The sequence below is a fragment of the Leclercia sp. Colony189 genome (assembly GCF_009740165.1).
Taxonomy (GTDB): domain Bacteria; phylum Pseudomonadota; class Gammaproteobacteria; order Enterobacterales; family Enterobacteriaceae; genus Enterobacter.
Genome location: NZ_CP046557.1, coordinates 2,365,979 through 2,383,298, shown reverse-complemented (window position 1 = coordinate 2,383,298; position 17,320 = coordinate 2,365,979). Strand labels below are relative to the sequence as shown.

Here is a 17,320-nt window from a genome sequence, read left to right as displayed (position 1 = left end):
CCTATGACCGACCTTTTTCGTGACGTTTCACCGGAGGACGCCGATCTTCAGCCCATTATTAACGGGCTGTTCGGTGAATACGCGGCGCGCTACGGGGACTACTTCTCTAAAGATGCCGAGGTGGAACTGACCGAGTGGTATCTGCCGCCCCAGGGTCTGTTTATCGTGCTGGAGCGCGACGGAAAGATTATCGCCACCGGGGCCTACAAGCCTTTCGATGCCCGAACCGCCGAGATCAAACGTATCTGGACCGACAAATCCCTGCGTCAGCAGGGGCTTGCCGCCCGTGTGGTGCAGGAGCTGGAGCGCCGGGCGTGGCTTGCCGGTTACAGCCAGATCTACCTCACCACTGGCTTTCGTCAGCCGGAAGCGGTGCGGCTCTATCTGAGCCAGGGCTACGCGGCGCAGTTCGATCTTAACCGCGACCCGGAAGAGTACAGCCAGCCGCCGTTTGACGGACGGCTGCGCTTCACCAAAACGCTGGTACGCGAAGCGTTCAGCAAATCGGCATGAGGAACGACGATGAACAACGTTGAAACCATCAAAGTGGTCCCGGCGCGCTATCCGCTGCGCACGGTGGGGGCGATTGTGGCGCTGTTTGTGCTGGCGGTGGTCATTCAGTCGGTGGCCTTTAACCCCCGCTGGGAGTGGGCGGTGTTTGCCCGCTGGTTCTTCGACCCGGTGATCCTCGAGGGCGTTGGGCAGACATTGCTCCTGACGCTGATCGGCACCCTCCTTAGCGTGGTGTTTGGCGGCGTGCTGGCCCTGGCGCGGTTGTCCTCCTCGTGGCTGTTGAGCAGCCTCGCCTGGGGGTACATCTGGCTCTTCCGCTCCCTGCCGCTGATTGTGGTGCTGATCGTTCTCTACAACTTCTCCTATCTCTACGACAGGCTGTCGCTCGGCGTGCCGTTTACCGGCATCACCTGGGGCAGCTTTGAAACTATCAACGTGCTGGGGCAGTTCTCTACGGCGGTGGTCGGGCTGACGCTGGTGCAGAGCGCCTATACCGCGGAGATCATTCGCGGCGGCTTTTTAGGGGTCGATCACGGCCAGTATGAAGCGGCAGCGGCGCTGGGCTTACCGGCCTCACGCCGTACCCTGCGTATCATTCTGCCGCAGGCGCTGCGCACCATTTTGCCTTCCGGGTTCAACGAAATCATCAGCCTCGCCAAGGGCACAGCGATGGTTTATGTCCTGGCGATGCCGGAGCTGTTCTACACCATCCAGATGATCTACAACCGCACCCAGGAGGTGATCCCGCTGCTGATGGTCGGTGCCGTCTGGTATCTGGCGATCACCACCGTGCTCTCGGCCATTCAGCACCTGGTTGAGCGAGGCCTGGCCCGCAGCGAGCGCCGCTCGGCAGTGAACAGCTCCCGCGCCACCCGCACCCGTTCAGTCACCACCCCAACCACACAGGAGCCCGTCCATGCCAGCCTCTCCTGAAGGACATATTTCGATTACCGGTGTGAGCAAGTTCTTTGGCCGCCACAAGGCGCTGGATAACGTCTCGCTGGAGATCCCGCCCGGCTCGGTAACGGTGATCCTCGGCCCATCTGGCTCGGGCAAATCGACGCTGCTGCGCACCATTAACCACCTGGAGCGGGTCGATGAGGGCTTTATTCAGATTGACGGGGATTACATCGGCTATCGTCGGGAGGGCAACACGCTGTACGAGCTGAAAGAGAAGGCGATCCTCAAACAGCGGGTCAATGTCGGCTACGTGTTCCAGAACTTCAACCTGTTCCCGCATCTGACGGTGCTGGAGAACCTGATCGAAGCGCCCATCGCCCACAGACAGCTGAGCCGTAAAGAGGCCATCGAGCGGGCTTACGAACTGCTGGACGTGGTGGGGCTGCGGGATAAAGCCGACGCCTGGTCGCGTCATCTTTCTGGCGGGCAGCAGCAGCGCATCGCCATTGCCCGGGCGCTGGCGTTGCGTCCGCGGGTGATCCTGTTTGATGAACCCACCTCGGCGCTGGACCCCGAACTCGTTGGCGAGGTGCTGGATGTGATCAAAAAGCTGGCCCGCTCCGGCACTACGCTGGTGGTGGTGACCCATGAGATCGGCTTCGCCCGGGAAGTGGCGGACCAGGTGGTGTTTATGGTCGACGGCAAAATCGTGGAGCAGGGCAGCAGCGACGAGGTACTGAACCGACCGTCCCACGCCCGAACGCGGCAGTTCCTGTCCAAAGTGCTGTAAGGAGTGAAGATGAAAAAGGGCGTACTGGCGTTACTCATGGTGGCATCCACAAGCCACGCCGCGATTGATTTACAGGCCAACGAACAGCCACTGCCGGTGACGGTGGACAAGCAGGCGGTGGCGAAGATCCCGGCTAACTATAAATTTGTCGAACCGGGCACCCTGACGGTGGCCATTTCGGCGCTCAACTCCCCGCCGCTGGCGCTGCTGGCCAGCGACAACCGCACCCGCATCGGCAGCGACCCGGATATCGCCCGATTGCTGGCGGGCAGCCTCGGGCTGAAATTAAAGCTGGTACCGACGGCGTGGGAGGACTGGCCGCTGGGCATCACCTCCGGGCGTTACGACGTGGCGCTGGTGAACATTGCGGTGACCGAGCAGCGTAAAGAGAAGTTTGATTTTGCCACCTATCGCGTCGATAACCTGGCCTTCTCGGTAAAATCCACCAGCGAGGTGCAATCGATTAAAAGCGCCGCCGATCTCTCAGGCAAAAAGGTGATTGTCGGCTCCGGCACTAACCAGGAGCGCATTCTGCTGGGCTGGAACGAGGAGAACAAAAGCGCCGGGCGAGAGCCTGCGCTGCCGGTCTATCTGACCGACGACGCCTCCGGCAATCTCTATATCCAGTCCGGCAGGGCGGATGTCTTCTTCGGCCCGCAGTCGGTCTCGGCTTACAAAGCGGCGCTGACCGGCAAAACCCGGGTGGTGGGCTTAGGGCCGAAGAAGGCGTATGTGGCGACCACGACTAAAAAGGGGAACGGGCTGGTGTATGCCTTACAGGCCGCCCTCGACGGGGCGATCCAGCGGGGAGAGTACCAGAAAGTGCTGGCGCGCTGGGCGGAGCAGGGCGAAGCGGTAACGCAGTCGGAGGTCAATCCGCCAGGCATCACCTACTGATGCTGCTCTACACTTAGGGTTTTGACCCTGAAGTGGAGCGATCATGATCAAAGTGTATGGCGTACCGGGCTGGGGTTCAGCCATCAGTGAGGTGATGCTGACCCTCGCCGACATTCCGTATCAGTTTATCAACGTCGACGGGTTCGATAAGCCGGGGGCAACCCGTGAGCTGCTGGAAAAACTCAACCCGCTCTGTCAGGTGCCAACCCTCGAGCTGGAAAATGGCGAAATCATAACGGAGACGGCGGCGATTGCGCTGATGATCCTCGATCGTTGCCCGGAACTTGCGCCTCCGGTTGGACGCGCGGAGCGCCAGCAGTTTCAGCGCCTGCTGATCTGGCTGGTAGCCAACGTCTATCCCACCTTTACCTTTGCCGACTACCCGGAGCGCTGGGCACCGGACGCCCCGGAACAGCTACAGCAAAACTGCCGTGAATACCGGAAATCGCTCTACCTGTGGCTGGATAATCACCTCAAAGCCACCCCATACGCCTTTGGCGAGCAAATCACGCTGGTGGACTGCTACCTGTGCGTGATGCGTACCTGGGGACCACGTCCGGACTGGTTCGCTGCCAATACCCCGAAGATCACGGCCATCGCCGATAGCGTGTGCAAGCTCCCGAAACTGCACAAGGTGCTAAAAGACAACACTATTCTCTGCTAGTCTGGAATGCTCATTCAAAAGGAGCCCTGCACATGCCACACGTTGATATCAAATGTTTCCCGCGCGACCTGAACGACGAGCAAAAAACCGCCCTGGCGGCGGATATCGCCGAGGTGATTACCCGTCATCTGAACAGTAAAGATCGCGCCATTTCCGTAGCCCTGAACGAGGTCGCAGAAGCGGACTGGAAAGCGCAGGTCTGGGACAGGGAGATTGAGCCGAAGCTGGATGAGTTGATTAAAAAGCCGGGTTATTCGATGTAAGCCTTTTGCCCGGCCTGCGTGTACTGTACCCGTGTAGGCCGGGTAAGGCGCAGCCGCCACCGCAACCCGGCAAATAAGGTTGCCGGTTAAAATAACGTATTCGTCATTTTGATATTTAAAACTGGATGAACGGTATTTATTTTATATTTACGTGGTGATTTTTTAAAGAGTATAGATTTATTTTGTGAATAACCTGATAATTATCATATCTGGTTTCATATAGCCAGGTCATATTTTGATAACGGGTTTGGGTGTATTATTTAAAAATACACCCACCGTTTATTAAAAGGATGTTTAACTATGCCAGGGAATTCCGCGGCGGTCCAACAACAGGACACCTTGAATCGTTATTTGTTGTATTTTCCCCGAAGTAAAAGCGTTATTCCGGATGTTCACTCGTTTACCGGAACAGAGGGGTTAAGCGAGCCCTGGCTACCAACACAACAGATTAACGGCTCGACTACGCAATTTTCCCGCCTTAAGTCATACGTTGTTGAAGCGCTGTATGAGTGCGTGCTGGAGCATGAGCTGGCACTGCTGGTCAGACGCTATCGTTACAAAAAGGGGCTGATGGAATGAGGGAGACGAAGACAAAACCGTACGCCCCGCGGGTGGTCTCGGATGGCGATATTCCGGTACACAAAAGCCTGGGCGAAGTGGCCCAGACGCGCAACGTGGGCGTGCCGCGCCCGATGCCGGGCATTGTGATTCTGGTCCACGGGGTGAACGACGTGGGTGAGTCCTACCAGAACCAGGAGAAGGGCATTCTTGCAGGACTGGGAAAACGGCTTAACCGGCAGGATTTTTATGCCCATACCTGGAAAGACTACAGGATCACCGCTCCCGGCCGTTCGCCCGTCATCCCGTTTTACTGGGGATATAAACCGGTGACCTGTGACGACTACCGGGCAGACCAGAAACGCTACCGGGAGGAAGTCAGCAAGCTGAGTGAGAAAGCCCATCTGCCGTATGACGCCTGTCAGGAAAATAACGAGAAGAATAAAGCGGCGCTGGGTAATGACGGCAAAGGACTCTTTAAATTCCAGAGCGATAACTTTAAAAACGCGCTTGATATGCATTTTGCCAAAGGGGGCGGGACCTTTGCTAATGCGACGACCACTATTCCCGACATGTTAGGGCCGGGTGCCGGTGGCTTTGGTGTGGCCGCAGCGGGATTTGCTTCTCTGCACCTGAATGGCGGCGATTTCACCCATCCTGTTTATGAAAACCCGCACCGCATTTATCAGTTTTTTGCTGCGCAACGGCTGGCGGATTTGATTATTCAGATTCGAAGTGAGCCTGTCACTGAAAAGGATGTGATTAATGTGGTCGCCCATAGCCAGGGAACTATCATCACCATGCTGGCAAATATGCTGGTCAAACAGGCCGGTTATGACCCGGTTAACTGCGTCATTCTTAACCACTCTCCCTATTCGCTGGAGTCGCGCGCGTTTGAAAATATTCAGCCCGGATATCAACAGACCAACGCGGCCAGGCAGAACACCTTCAAAAACTTCTGTCGCCTGATGTACACGCAGTGGAAAGGGGGCGGAAAAATAACAGAGGGTGAACTGCAGGCGATGGAGGCCTCCTGCACCCTGCGTAAACCTTCCGATAATCCGCTGCGGACCGATGACCGGTATTGCCGGAGCAACGACGGCAAGGTGTACAACTACTTTTGTCCGAACGACGGTGTCGTGTCGCTGGAAAATGTGCAGGGGATGGGCTGGCGGGGCATCCCTCAGGAAATAGCCCGGGATATTCCTAATCTCTTTCAGCGCGTCTTTTATCAGCACGGCGAGGTAGGGAAAGCCCCCAACGCAAAGCCTTTTGCGTTGCCGCCGCGAAAGGAGGGGGATGCAGAATACGCTTTCCTGACCAACAGCAGCTACAGCTACCGCGATGTGGTGGTGAACGGCGAGGAATTACCGGAGCCGTTTACGTTTAAACTCCAGGGACAGGATAACAGGTCTGATAACGATCCGCAGACCAGTGACAAGCCCTATACCTATTATATCGATCCCGACAGCCCGGATGCCTACATCTCTTATTCCGCTAAAGCCAGTGCTATTAAGCGCACCGCATCGGCCGTTTATGCAGTTAATAAATATCAGAGTACTGGCTGGTGTCCCGGTCACGTTTTGACTCCTTCAGAGCTCAGTGTCGAGAGCATTGAACGTAAGCGTGAGGTCATTCATGGTGAGGTGTCAGGTTCACGTGACTTTCAGCTAGTCACTCTTACATGGCGTAAAACACCAGAAGAATTGCAGGCTGAATGGCAGAAAACCGATCCGGTAGGTTACAGCCAGCACTCGTCTATTGTGATGAGTGCATTTGCGCCATCACACGCGATGGCCTTTGATCTGGCTATTGGACAATGCAAATCATTTGACTATCAGGCGGGAAAGTTCTGGGAAGGGCTGTTACATCGTGCGGACTGGCGTGATCCGCAGAATAGCTATCCTGCCGCTAAAGAGTATTACCGTAGAGGAAAACTAGATGAACAACAGACCAAATGGTTTATGAATAAGCCAGATGAAATTTTACCAAAAGGTGAGTTTGGGGTAGAAAATCAGTTTAGCAATCCTACAACTGTCAAACCTTCACGCAATCTGGCCGCCGGAAATCAGGAGGTAAAAAATCTGCAATGGGATATGCCCAAACCCAAGAGTGATCGCCAACTGGCTTAAGGACTAAATATGAAAGGATTATCTGCATGTTTTGCGACGCTGATCTTTCTGCTTACTGCGGGTTGCAAGGCTTCAGAGCAGCCGACACAGATCATTTATCGTTTTGATGATCACCGATATCTGGAGCTTAAAGGGTGGAATTGCGAAGGTGAACTTTGGTATACGGACACGAAGCGAGGGATTCACACCAGGCCTGTCAGCCAGTTTTACAGGCTATTTACCCGTAAATTTGTCCATCCTTCAGAACGTTACATTGCAATAACAGGCTGGGGTGCTGGCGGTTTTATGGTGTCTAAAGACTATGGGCAAACGTGGCGTTCCGTTGCATTCGCTCCTGGCCATAATGAACCGAATGGGGATGATTACGCGCCTTATGAAGATGTTATTTCTTTCACCGTCGTCAACGATCAAGGCTTTTTGCAGACCAAACATAGGCTTTATATGTCTTCAAAACCGTTTGAAGATCCGCGCATTCTGCCGGGGGGCCCAGGGATTGAATTTTCCGTGGATGACGGTATGGGAAGCACAGTAAACGGGAAGCTGGAACCCCGATCCCCTGGCTGGGCCTGGGGGATGATCTACATGACTAAACAAGGGCTTGAAAACAGCACTCAACAATTTAAAACGAACTGGCAGGATTTACCCGACAAAGTCCCCGAAGTGAAGGGCTATACAGGTTGGGATCGTATGCGCTGTGACATGGATGCGGGGCGATAATTGATGAAAGAATTATGCACTGTTCTCCCTTGGGATATCGCCGAGGTGATTACCCGTCATCTGAACAGTAAAGATCGCACAATCTTTGTCTTGCTAACGAGGTCGCAGAAGCGGACAGGAAAGCGCAGGTCTGGGATACGGAGATTGGCCCGAAGCTGGATGAGCTGATTAAAAAGCCGGGTTATTCGATGTAAGCCTTTTGCCCGGCCTGCGTGTACTGTACCCGTGTAGGCCGGGTAAGGCGCAGCCGCTACCCGGAAAATGAGGCTACCGGATAAAATAAGGTGTTCGTCATTTTGTTATTTAAATCTGATTAAAAGGCGAGTGTTTTATATTTGCGCGGTGATTTTTTTACGTCACTAAATTTATTTAGTGAATATCCTTGTATCTATAACGTCTGGTTTTACATGGCTAAATCATATTTTAATGATAGAGGTGGGTATATTATTTGAAAACAAGCCCACCGTTTATTAAAAGGATGTTTATCTATGGCAGGGAGCAACGAGGCTGTCCAACAGCAGGCTATCTTAAATCGTTATTTATTGTATTTTCCCCGTAGTAAAAATCTCTGTATGAGTGCGTGCTGGAGCATGAACTGGCTCTGCTGGACAGAAGATATGGTTACAAAATGGAGTTGATGGGATGACGGAGTCAAAGACCAAACCATATGCCCCGAGGGTGATCTCTGAAGGCGATATTCCGGTACACAAAAGTCTGGGAGAAGTCGCCCAGACGCGCAACGTGGGCGTGCCGCGCCCGATGCCGGGGATCGTGATTCTGGTCCACGGCGTGAACGACGTGGGTGAGGCTTACCAGAACCAGGAGAAGGGTATCCTTGCCGGACTGAGTAAACGGCTTAATCGCCAGGATTTTTACGCTCATGAATGGAAAGACTACAGGATCACGGCTCCTGGCCGTTCGCCCATTATCCCGTTTTACTGGGGATATAAACCGGTGACCTATGACGACTACCGGGCAGACCAGAAGCGCTACCGGGAAGAGGTCGGCAAGATGAGTGATAAAGCCCATCTGCCGTATGATGCCTATCAGGAAAATAACGAGAAGAATAAAGCGGCGCTGGGTAATGACGGCAAAGGACCCTTTAAATTCCAGAGCGATAACTTTAAAAACGCCCTCGATATGCATTTTGCCAAAGGTGGCGGGACCTTCGCCAATGCCACCACCACCATCCCGGATATGCTGGGACCGGGTGCCGGTGGCTTTGGTGTGGCCGCAGCGGGATTTGCCTCGCTGCACCTCAATGACGGGGACTATACGCATCCTGTTTATGAGAACCCGCATCGCATCTATCAGTTTTTTGCCGCTCAACGGCTGGCGGATTTGATTATTCAGATTCGAAGTGATCCTGTTACTGAAAAGGATGTGATTAATGTGGTCGCCCACAGCCAGGGTACGATCATCACCATGCTGGCAAATATGTTGGTTAAACAGGCCGGATATGATCCCGTTAACTGCGTCATTCTTAACCACTCTCCCTATTCGCTGGAGTCGCGCGTGTTTGAAAATATTCAGCCCGGATATCAACAGACCAACGCGGCCAGGCAGAACACCTTTAAAAATTTCTGTCGCCTGATGTACACGCAGTGGAAAGGGGGCGGAAAAATATCAGAGGGTGAATTGCAGGCGATGGAGGCCTCCTGCACCCTGCGTAAACCTTCCGATAATCCGCTGCGGACCGATGACCGGTATTCCCGGAGCAATGACGGCAAGGTGTACAACTACTTTTGTCCTAACGATGGCGTCGTGTCGCTGGAAAATGTGCAGGGGTTCGGCTGGCGGGGTATCCCTCAGAAAATAGCCCGTGATATTCCTAATCTGTATCAGCGCGTTTTTTATCAGCACGGCGAGGTAGGGAAAGAGCCGGACGGTGCGCCTTTTACGTTACTGCCGCGAAAGGAGGGAGATGCAGAATATGCCTTCCTGACGAACAGCAGTTATAACTTTCGTGATGTAATCATTAACGGCGAGGAATTACCGGAGCCGTTTATTTTCAAGCTCCAGGGGCAGGATAACCATCCTGATAACGATCCAAAAACCAGTGACAAACCCTATACCTATTATATCGATCCGGAAAGTCCGGACGCTTACATCTCCTATTCCGCCAAAGCCAGCGCTATTAAGCGCACGGACTCTGCAATGTATATGCTCAACAGCTATCAGCGAGTTAGCTGGAAACCAGGGCATGTCTTAACGCGCGATGAACTTGAGATTGAAAGTATTGCCCGGAAACACACAGTCATTGAAGGGAAGGTTACGGGTTCAAAAGAGTACCCGGTACTGTCCATAACCTGGCTGAAAACCCGTGAAGAGCTGGAAGCAGAATGGCAGAAAACGGATCCGGTTGGTTACAGCCAGCACTCTTCCATTGTGATGAGCGAGTTTGCGCCGTCTCAGGCAATGGCCTTTGACCTGGCGATTGGACAGTGTAAATCGTTTGATTTCAAAGCGGGGAAATTCTGGGAAGAGCTATTGCATCGTGCAGACTGGCGGGATCCATTAAATGGTTTTCCTGCTGCTAAAGAATATTATCGTTCCGGAAGATTACCAGCGGGTACGACTAAAAACTTTATGAATAAACCTGACAATGTGCTACCACAAGGTGATTACGGTGTAAAGAATGATTATGCCGGCATCCGACCTCGGTCACGTCATCCGAAAGATATTGATATGGGTATTGTCAGGTTGGAAGACTTCAAGGAAATGAAGTTATTGCAATGGGAAATGCCAAAACCTAAAAGTGACAGCCAGTTGGCTTAAGGACAGAGCATGAAGGGACTTTGTGTTGTTTTCGCATTCGCTACTATTTTACTGACTGCGAATAGTTTGGCGAAAACGCCACCGACGCAGGTTGTTTATCGGTTCGATGACCATCGCTACCTTGAGTTAAAAGGTTGGGATTGCCAGGGGGAACTCTGGTATACGGATATAAAGCGAGGCATTCATTCACAGCCATATTTTCAGTTTTACCGAATATTCACCCGCAAATTTATTCATCCTTCAGAGCGTTATATTTCTATCCCAAACTGGGAGGTGGATGGATTTCTTGTTTCGAAAGATTATGGCGAAACATGGAAGGCTGTTGGCTTTGCTCCCGGGCATAATGAACCTAATGGTGATGACTACGCGCCTGCTGAAGACGTATTATCCTTCACCGTCGTCAACGATCAGGGTTTTTTACAGACCAAACACCGTCTGTATATGTCGTCAAAGCCGTTTGAAGATCCGCGTATTCTGCCTGGTGGCCCAGGCATTGAATTTACCGTGGAGGACGGTATGGGAGGCATAGTTAACGGGAAGCTGGAACCCCGTTCTCCGGGCTGGGCCTGGGGGATGATTTATATGACTAAGCAAGGGCTTGAAAACAGCACTCAACAATTTAAAACGAACTGGCAGGGTTTACCCGACAAAGTCCCCGAAGTGAAGGGGTACACCGGCTGGGATCATATGCGCTGTGACATGGATGCGGGGCGATAAATGATGAAAGGATTATGTACTATTCTCGCAGTCGTCACCGTTGTGCTGGCTTCTGAGTGCCAGGCGAAAGAGTCACCGACACAAGTTATTTATCGGTTTGATGAACATCGTTACCTCGAGTTGAAAGGATGGGATTGTGAAGGAGAACTCTGGTATACGGATACCAAACGGGGTATTCACACAATGCCAGCCAGTCAGTTTTATCGAATTTTTACGCGAAAGTTTATTCACCCCTCTGAGAAATATATAGCAATTACCAACTGGCAAGTGGATGGATTCCTTGTTTCAAAAGATTATGGCGAAACATGGAAGGCTGTTGGCTTTGCTCCCGGGCATAATGAACCTAATGGTGATGACTACGCGCCTGCTGAAGACGTATTATCCTTCACCGTTGTCAACGATCAGGGTTTTCTGCAGACCAGACACCGGCTGTATATGTCGTCAAAGCCGTTTGAAGATCCGCGTATTCTGCCGGGTGGTCCAGGCATTGAATATACCGTCGATGACGGTATGGGAAGCAAAGTAAATGGGAAAATAGAACCCCGTTTCCCAGGGCCAGCCTGGGGGATGGATTACATCACCAAACAAGCACTGAAAGATAATACAGCCCAATTTAAAGCAAACTATCAGGGCTTACCCGACAAGGTACCTGAAGTGAAGGACTATACCGGTTGGGATCGGATGCGCTGTGACATGGATGCGGGGCGATAGGTGATGAAAGGATTATGCCGGGCGGCGCTGCGTTTGCCCGGCCTACAGTTTCCGTGCCCTTCCAGGCCGGGTAAGGCGCAGCCGCCACCCGCAAATGAGGCCGCCGGATAAAAAAACGTGTTCGTCATTTTGTTATTTAAATCTGATTAAAAGGTGTGTGCTTTATATTTGTGTGGTGATTTTTTTATGCCTATGAATTTATTTAGTGAATATCCTTGTATCTATAACGCCTGATTTTACATGGCTAAATCATATTTTAATAATAGCGTTGGGTGTATTATTTAAAAGCAAGCCCACCGTTTATTAAAAGGATGTTTATCTATGGCAGGGAACAACGAAGTTGTCCAGCAGGCTACCTTAAATCGTTATTTGTTGTATTTTCCCCGTAGTAAAAGCGTTATTCCGGATGTTCACTCGTTTACCGGAACAGAGGGGTTAAGCGAGCCCTGGCGCTATACCATCCGCTTTACCAGTCCGGATCAGAACATAGCCATTGAGGCTGTTCTTAACCAGATGGCCGAATTTATTCTGCGAGCCCCGAATCCAAATGCCTCCTGGCAAGGGCAAACGCCCTGGCTGCCGGTACGACAGATAAACGGTACGATCACAAAATTTTCCCGCCTTAAGTCATCCGGTGACGAAGCCCTGTATGAGTGTGTGCTGGAGCATGAGCTGGCATTGCTGGACAGGAACTACCGTTCGGCGGTGTACATGGACATGACGGTGCCGGAACTCGTCACGAAGCTCATGAAGGAGAGTGGGTATTTTGACGGCTACAACATCGATTTTGACCAACTCATCCATAATTACCCGCGACGGGAGATGATTATTCAGTGGAAAGAAACCGATCTACAGTTTATCCGCCGGTTACTGGCGGAGGTGGGGATCTGGTTCCGCTTAGAGAATCACGACAAAGTGAAGGCTGAAACCGTCGTTATTTTTGGGGATTCTGAACGCCGTTACCTCTTCTGCGACAAACAAGTGCCTTATGTCCGCCGTTCTGGCATGACCAGTTACGCCGATTACATTACCGATCTGGAGGAACAGCACGATTTAATCCCCCAAAACGCGTTGGTACGCACCTATAACTACCGCGACCCGCACTCGCCTCAGGCCGACAAAACTATCGACATAAGTGATATCCCTCAGGGTGTCACCACAGGACAACATTATCACTATGCCGATCCTTACCTGACTAACGGTGATTATTATGGCGAAGAGGCGGAAACGGCCACGTTTTACGCCCGGCTTCGTTATGAGCGTCTGCTGAACGGCCAGAGTGTTCTGGGGGCGACGACCAGCGATCCCGAACTTCACCCGGGTATCATATTTCACCCCACGGGGCCCATTCCAGACGGTTTTAAACCCGGCTTTCTGATAACGAAAATGACCATCCGCAGCAGTCGCGCGGAACATTACCGCGCCGTGCTGACGGGTATCCCCTACATCCACGGCTACAGCTTCCGCCCTGAATATATACCCCGGCCAGTGATAGCCGGAACCGTGCCTGCAAGAGTGGCGGCTATCGGGGGAGATAAAACTTATGCCGGGCTTGATGCGCACGGGCGCTACCGGGTGAAGTTTGATTTTGACCTGGATGAGAAGCGTGACGGGTTTGAAAGCGCTCTGGTACGTCTTGGAAGAGCCTATGCCGGTGACACCTTTGGCATTCACTTTCCGCTGCTGGACGGCACCGAGGTGGCCATTGGTTTTGAAGGCGGCGATCCGGACCGACCTTTTATTGCCCACGCTATGCATGATGGCAGCCGCCCGGATTTAGTCACCAACCGCAACGATACCCGCAATGTGATCCGCACGGCTGCGTTCAACAAGATTCGTCTTGAGGACCGCCGCGGCCAGGAGCATATCAAGATTTCTACGGAGTACGGCAAGGGGCAATTCAGCGTGGGACATCTGGTCGATGCTGAAGGGAAAAAACGTGGCGAAGGCCTTGAGGCCCGTACCGATGACTGGATGTCACTGCGTGCCGCCAAAGGGGTGATGATCACTACTGAAGCCCAGCCACGCGCCGCAGGGAAACAGCTGGATATGGCAGCAGCCATCGCGCAGCTTGAGAAAGCTTTATCGCTGGCGATGACCCTGCAACAAAGTGCGCTGACGGCGGGGGCCTGTAATGTCGAAACCGACCAGCAGAATGCGCTCAGTCAGGCGTTAAGTCATCTCACGGAACCCGGCATTCTGGCCTATGGCAAAAACGGGATTGCTCAAATCACACCGGACAGTCTGCAACTGTCTGCCGGGAAGGACCTGATCGCCACGGCGGGCAATGATACCAGCGTGAATGTGGTGAAAAAATTCTCACTGGCCGTGGGGGAGAAAATTTCGCTGTTTGCCCGCAAGCTCGGTATTCAGATGATTGCCGGTGCAGGGGATATCACGACCCAGGCGCAGCGCGGTGAAATGCACATGCTGTCACAGCAGGATTTCACGCTGACCAGTACCGCCGGGAAGATGAACGGCAGTGCCAGAGAGGGGATGCAGTTTGTCTGCGGTGGGGGCGGGATCCGCATCAGTCCGAACGGGCTGGTCACCATTTTCTCGCCAACCGGCATTGAGCTTAAAGCACCGAACCTGAAATACGACGGTCCGGAAAGTGCGTCAGTTCAATCGCCATCCTTCGAGAAAGGTGCTTTTAAGCTCCGCTATAAGCTGCACGCGGGCGATGACCCGGAGCAAATTCTGGCAAACAAAAAATTCAGACTGACGAATTCGTCCGGCCAGATTGTAGAAGGCGTGACGGACAGCAATGGTCATTCACCGCTGCTTGATGCTGACGATCTCGATAGTTACAAAATGGAGTTGATGGAATGACGGAGTCGAAGACAAAACCATATGCCCCACGGGTGATCTCTGAAGGCGATATTCCGGTACACAAAAGTCTGGGAGAAGCCGCCCAGACGCGCAACGTGGGCGTGCCGCGCCCGATGCCGGGCATTGTGATTCTGGTCCACGGCGTAAACGACGTGGGTGAGGCCTACCAGAACCAGGAGAAGGGCATTCTTGCAGGATTAGGGAAACGGCTTAACCGACAGGATTTTTATGCCCATGAATGGAAAGATTACCGAATCACCACTCCCGGCCGCTCCCCCATTATCCCTTTTTACTGGGGATATAAACCGGTGACCTGTGACGACTACCGGGCAGACCAGAAACGCTACCGGGAGGAAGTCAGCAAGCTGAGTGAGAAAGCCCATCTGCCGTATGACGCCTATCAGGAAAATAACGAGAAGAATAAAGCGGCGCTGGGTAATGACGGCAAAGGACCCTTTAAATTCCAGAGCGATAACTTTAAAAACGCGCTTGATATGCATTTTGCCAAAGGGGGCGGGACCTTTGCTAATGCGACGACCACTATTCCCGACATGTTAGGGCCGGGTGCCGGTGGCTTTGGTGTGGCCGCAGCGGGATTTGCCTCATTGCACTTTAATGACGGGGACTATACGCATCCAATATATGAAAATCCTCACCGTATTTATCAATTTTTTGCCGCTCAGCGGCTGGCGGATTTGATTATTCAGGTCAGGGCAGAGGATATAACAAGGAATGATATTATGAACGTGGTAGCTCATAGCCAGGGAACTATCATCACCATGCTGGCAAATATGCTGGTGAAACAGGCTGGATATGCTCCGGTTAACTGCGTCATTCTTAACCACTCCCCGTATTCGCTGGAGTCGCGCGTATTTGAAAATATTCAGCCCGGATATCAACAGACCAACGCGGCCAGACAGAACACCTTCAAAAACTTCTGTCGCCTGATGTACACGCAGTGGAAAGGTGGCGGAAAAATAACAGAGGGTGAATTGCAGGCGATGGAGGCCTCCTGCACCCTGCGTAAACCTTCCGATAATCCGCTGCGAACCGATGACCGGTATTGCCGGAGCAACGACGGCAAGGTGTACAACTACTTTTGTCCTAACGACGGCGTCGTGTCGCTGGAAAATGTACAGGGGATGGGCTGGCGGGGTATCCCTCAGGAAATAGCCCGGGATATTCCTAATCTCTTTCAGCGCGTCTTTTATCAGCACGGCGAGGTAGGGAAAGCGCCGGACGCAAAGCCTTTTGCGTTGCCGACGCGAAAGGAGGGGGATGCAGAATACGCCTTCCTGACCAACAGCAGCTACAGCTACCGCGATGTGGTGGTGAACGGAGAGGAATTACCGGAGCCGTTTACGTTTAAACTCCAGGGACAGGATAACAGACCTGATGACGATCCAAAAACCAGTGACAAACCCTATACCTATTATATCGATCCCGACAGTCCGGACGCTTACATCTCCTATTCCGCCAAAGCCAGCGCTATCAAGCGCACGGACTCTGCAATGTATATGCTCAACAGCTATCAGCGTATCAGCTGGAAACCGGGGCATGTCTTAACGCGCGATGAATTAGAGATTGAAAGTATTGCCCGGAAACACACAGTCATTGCAGGGAAGGTTACGGGTTCAAAAGAGTACCCGGTACTGTCCATAACCTGGCTGAAAACCCGTGAAGAGCTGGAAGCGGAGTGGCAAAAAATCGATCCGGTTAGTTATAGCCAGCACTCATCTATTGTCATGAGTGAGTTTGCGCCGTCACACGCGATGGCGTTCGATCTGGCTATTGGGCAGTGTAAAGCGTTTGATTATAAGGCAGGAAAGTTCTGGGAGGAGCTGTTACATCGTGCAGACTGGCGCGATCCAATGAATGGTTTTCCTGCTGCTAAAGAATATTATCGTTCCGGACGACTGCCAGATGTCTCGACAAAGAACGTAATGAATAAACCAGATGAAGTGCTGCCTAAGGGTAATTACGGTGTGGATAATGATTATGCCGGTATCCGACCAAATGTTCGTAACCCGAAAAATATCGATATGGGCTTTTTCAAAGCAGAAGACTTTCAGGAAAGGAAGTTATTGCAATGGGATATGCCAAAACCTAAAAATGATAACCAACTGGCTTAAGGATTGAGCATGAAGGAACTTTGTGTTGTTTTCGCATTCGCCACTATTTTACTGACTGCGAATAGTTTGGCGAAAGAGCCGCCGACGCAGATAGTTTATCGGTTTGATGATCATCGTTATCTTGAGTTAAAAGGGTGGGATTGCCAGGGAGAACTCTGGTATACCGATACAAAGCGGGGTATTCATTCACAACCTTACTTTCAGTTTTATCGAATATTCACCCGCAAATTTATTCATCCTTCGAAACGTTATATTTCTATACCAAACTGGGAGGTAGATGGATTCCTTGTTTCAAAAGATTATGGAGAAACATGGAAGGCTATTGGCTTTTCTCCTAAGCATAATGAACCTAATGGTGATAACAGAGCCCCTGCCGAAGACGCGGTATCTTTTACCGTCGTGAACGATCAGGGTTTTTTACAAACCAAACACCGGCTGTATATGTCGTCCAAGCCTTTTGAAGATCCTCGCATTCTGCCCGGTGGGCCAGGGATTGAATTTACCGTGGACGATGGTATGGGAAATAATGTAAACGGGAAGCTAAAACCTGGCTCCTCAGGCCCTGCGTGGGGACTAGATTACATCACCAAACAGGGTCTGAGAAGGACATAGCCCAGTTTAAGACAAACTATCAGGGCCTACCCGACAAAGTACCTGAAGTTAAAGGCTACACCGGCTGGGATCATATGCGCTGTGACATGGATGCGGGGCGATAA

General features: G+C 52.2%; 14 protein-coding genes and 2 pseudogenes. All 16 read left to right on the top strand.

Annotated features, from left to right (window positions below; genetic code table 11):
• Nucleotides 1–3 precede the first annotated feature (3 nt).
• The 16 genes and pseudogenes from GNG29_RS11340 to GNG29_RS11265 all read left to right on the top strand — a co-directional run bounded on the left by GNG29_RS11340 (nt 4) and on the right by GNG29_RS11265 (nt 17,320).
• A complete protein-coding gene (locus GNG29_RS11340) occupies nt 4–513 on the top strand; it encodes a GNAT family N-acetyltransferase (protein WP_156654536.1) in 510 nt (169 codons plus the stop codon).
• Nucleotides 514–522: 9 nt separating this feature from the next.
• Nucleotides 523–1,446 (top strand): amino acid ABC transporter permease, encoded by a 924-nt coding sequence (locus GNG29_RS11335; RefSeq protein ID WP_156654535.1) that lies wholly within the window; start codon nt 523–525, stop codon nt 1,444–1,446.
• The gene (locus tag GNG29_RS11330) at nt 1,430–2,203 is read left to right on the top strand and encodes an amino acid ABC transporter ATP-binding protein (protein WP_156654534.1); all 774 of its coding nucleotides are present in this window, start codon (nt 1,430–1,432) and stop codon (nt 2,201–2,203) included. Before GNG29_RS11335 ends, GNG29_RS11330 begins: the two co-directional genes overlap by 17 nt.
• A 9-nt stretch (nt 2,204–2,212) precedes the next feature.
• Nucleotides 2,213–3,100 (top strand): transporter substrate-binding domain-containing protein, encoded by an 888-nt coding sequence (locus GNG29_RS11325; protein WP_103179673.1) that lies wholly within the window; start codon nt 2,213–2,215, stop codon nt 3,098–3,100.
• Between the two features lie 43 nt (nt 3,101–3,143).
• Nucleotides 3,144–3,764, top strand: coding sequence for a glutathione S-transferase family protein (locus GNG29_RS11320; protein WP_103179672.1), 621 nt, complete (start codon nt 3,144–3,146; stop codon nt 3,762–3,764).
• Between the two features lie 32 nt (nt 3,765–3,796).
• Nucleotides 3,797–4,027: a tautomerase PptA gene (gene pptA, locus GNG29_RS11315; RefSeq protein WP_156654533.1), complete on the top strand. Its 231-nt coding sequence runs from the start codon at nt 3,797–3,799 to the stop codon at nt 4,025–4,027.
• Nucleotides 4,028–4,327: 300 nt separating this feature from the next.
• Nucleotides 4,328–4,606, top strand: coding sequence for a hypothetical protein (locus GNG29_RS11310; protein ID WP_231736635.1), 279 nt, complete (start codon nt 4,328–4,330; stop codon nt 4,604–4,606).
• Nucleotides 4,603–6,717 (top strand): DUF3274 domain-containing protein, encoded by a 2,115-nt coding sequence (locus tag GNG29_RS11305; RefSeq protein WP_156654532.1) that lies wholly within the window; start codon nt 4,603–4,605, stop codon nt 6,715–6,717. Before GNG29_RS11310 ends, GNG29_RS11305 begins: the two co-directional genes overlap by 4 nt.
• A gap of 9 nt (nt 6,718–6,726) precedes the next feature.
• A complete protein-coding gene (locus GNG29_RS11300; RefSeq protein WP_156654531.1) occupies nt 6,727–7,434 on the top strand; it encodes a hypothetical protein in 708 nt (235 codons plus the stop codon).
• Nucleotides 7,435–7,437: 3 nt separating this feature from the next.
• Nucleotides 7,438–7,628, top strand: a pseudogene (locus tag GNG29_RS23325) (tautomerase PptA).
• A gap of 448 nt (nt 7,629–8,076) precedes the next feature.
• The gene (locus GNG29_RS11290; protein ID WP_156654530.1) at nt 8,077–10,212 is read left to right on the top strand and encodes a DUF3274 domain-containing protein; all 2,136 of its coding nucleotides are present in this window, start codon (nt 8,077–8,079) and stop codon (nt 10,210–10,212) included.
• A 9-nt stretch (nt 10,213–10,221) separates the two neighbouring features.
• On the top strand, nt 10,222–10,929 hold the full coding sequence (locus GNG29_RS11285; protein WP_156654529.1) for a hypothetical protein: 708 nt from the start codon (nt 10,222–10,224) through the stop codon (nt 10,927–10,929).
• A 3-nt stretch (nt 10,930–10,932) separates the two neighbouring features.
• Nucleotides 10,933–11,640, top strand: coding sequence for a hypothetical protein (locus tag GNG29_RS11280; RefSeq protein WP_156655480.1), 708 nt, complete (start codon nt 10,933–10,935; stop codon nt 11,638–11,640).
• Between the two features lie 321 nt (nt 11,641–11,961).
• A complete protein-coding gene (locus GNG29_RS11275) occupies nt 11,962–14,472 on the top strand; it encodes a type VI secretion system tip protein VgrG (protein WP_156654528.1) in 2,511 nt (836 codons plus the stop codon).
• Nucleotides 14,469–16,604, top strand: a complete 2,136-nt coding sequence (locus GNG29_RS11270; RefSeq protein ID WP_156654527.1) for a DUF3274 domain-containing protein — start codon at nt 14,469–14,471, stop codon at nt 16,602–16,604. The genes GNG29_RS11275 and GNG29_RS11270 overlap by 4 nt, the downstream gene beginning before the upstream one ends.
• A gap of 9 nt (nt 16,605–16,613) precedes the next feature.
• Nucleotides 16,614–17,320: pseudogene (locus GNG29_RS11265) on the top strand (hypothetical protein).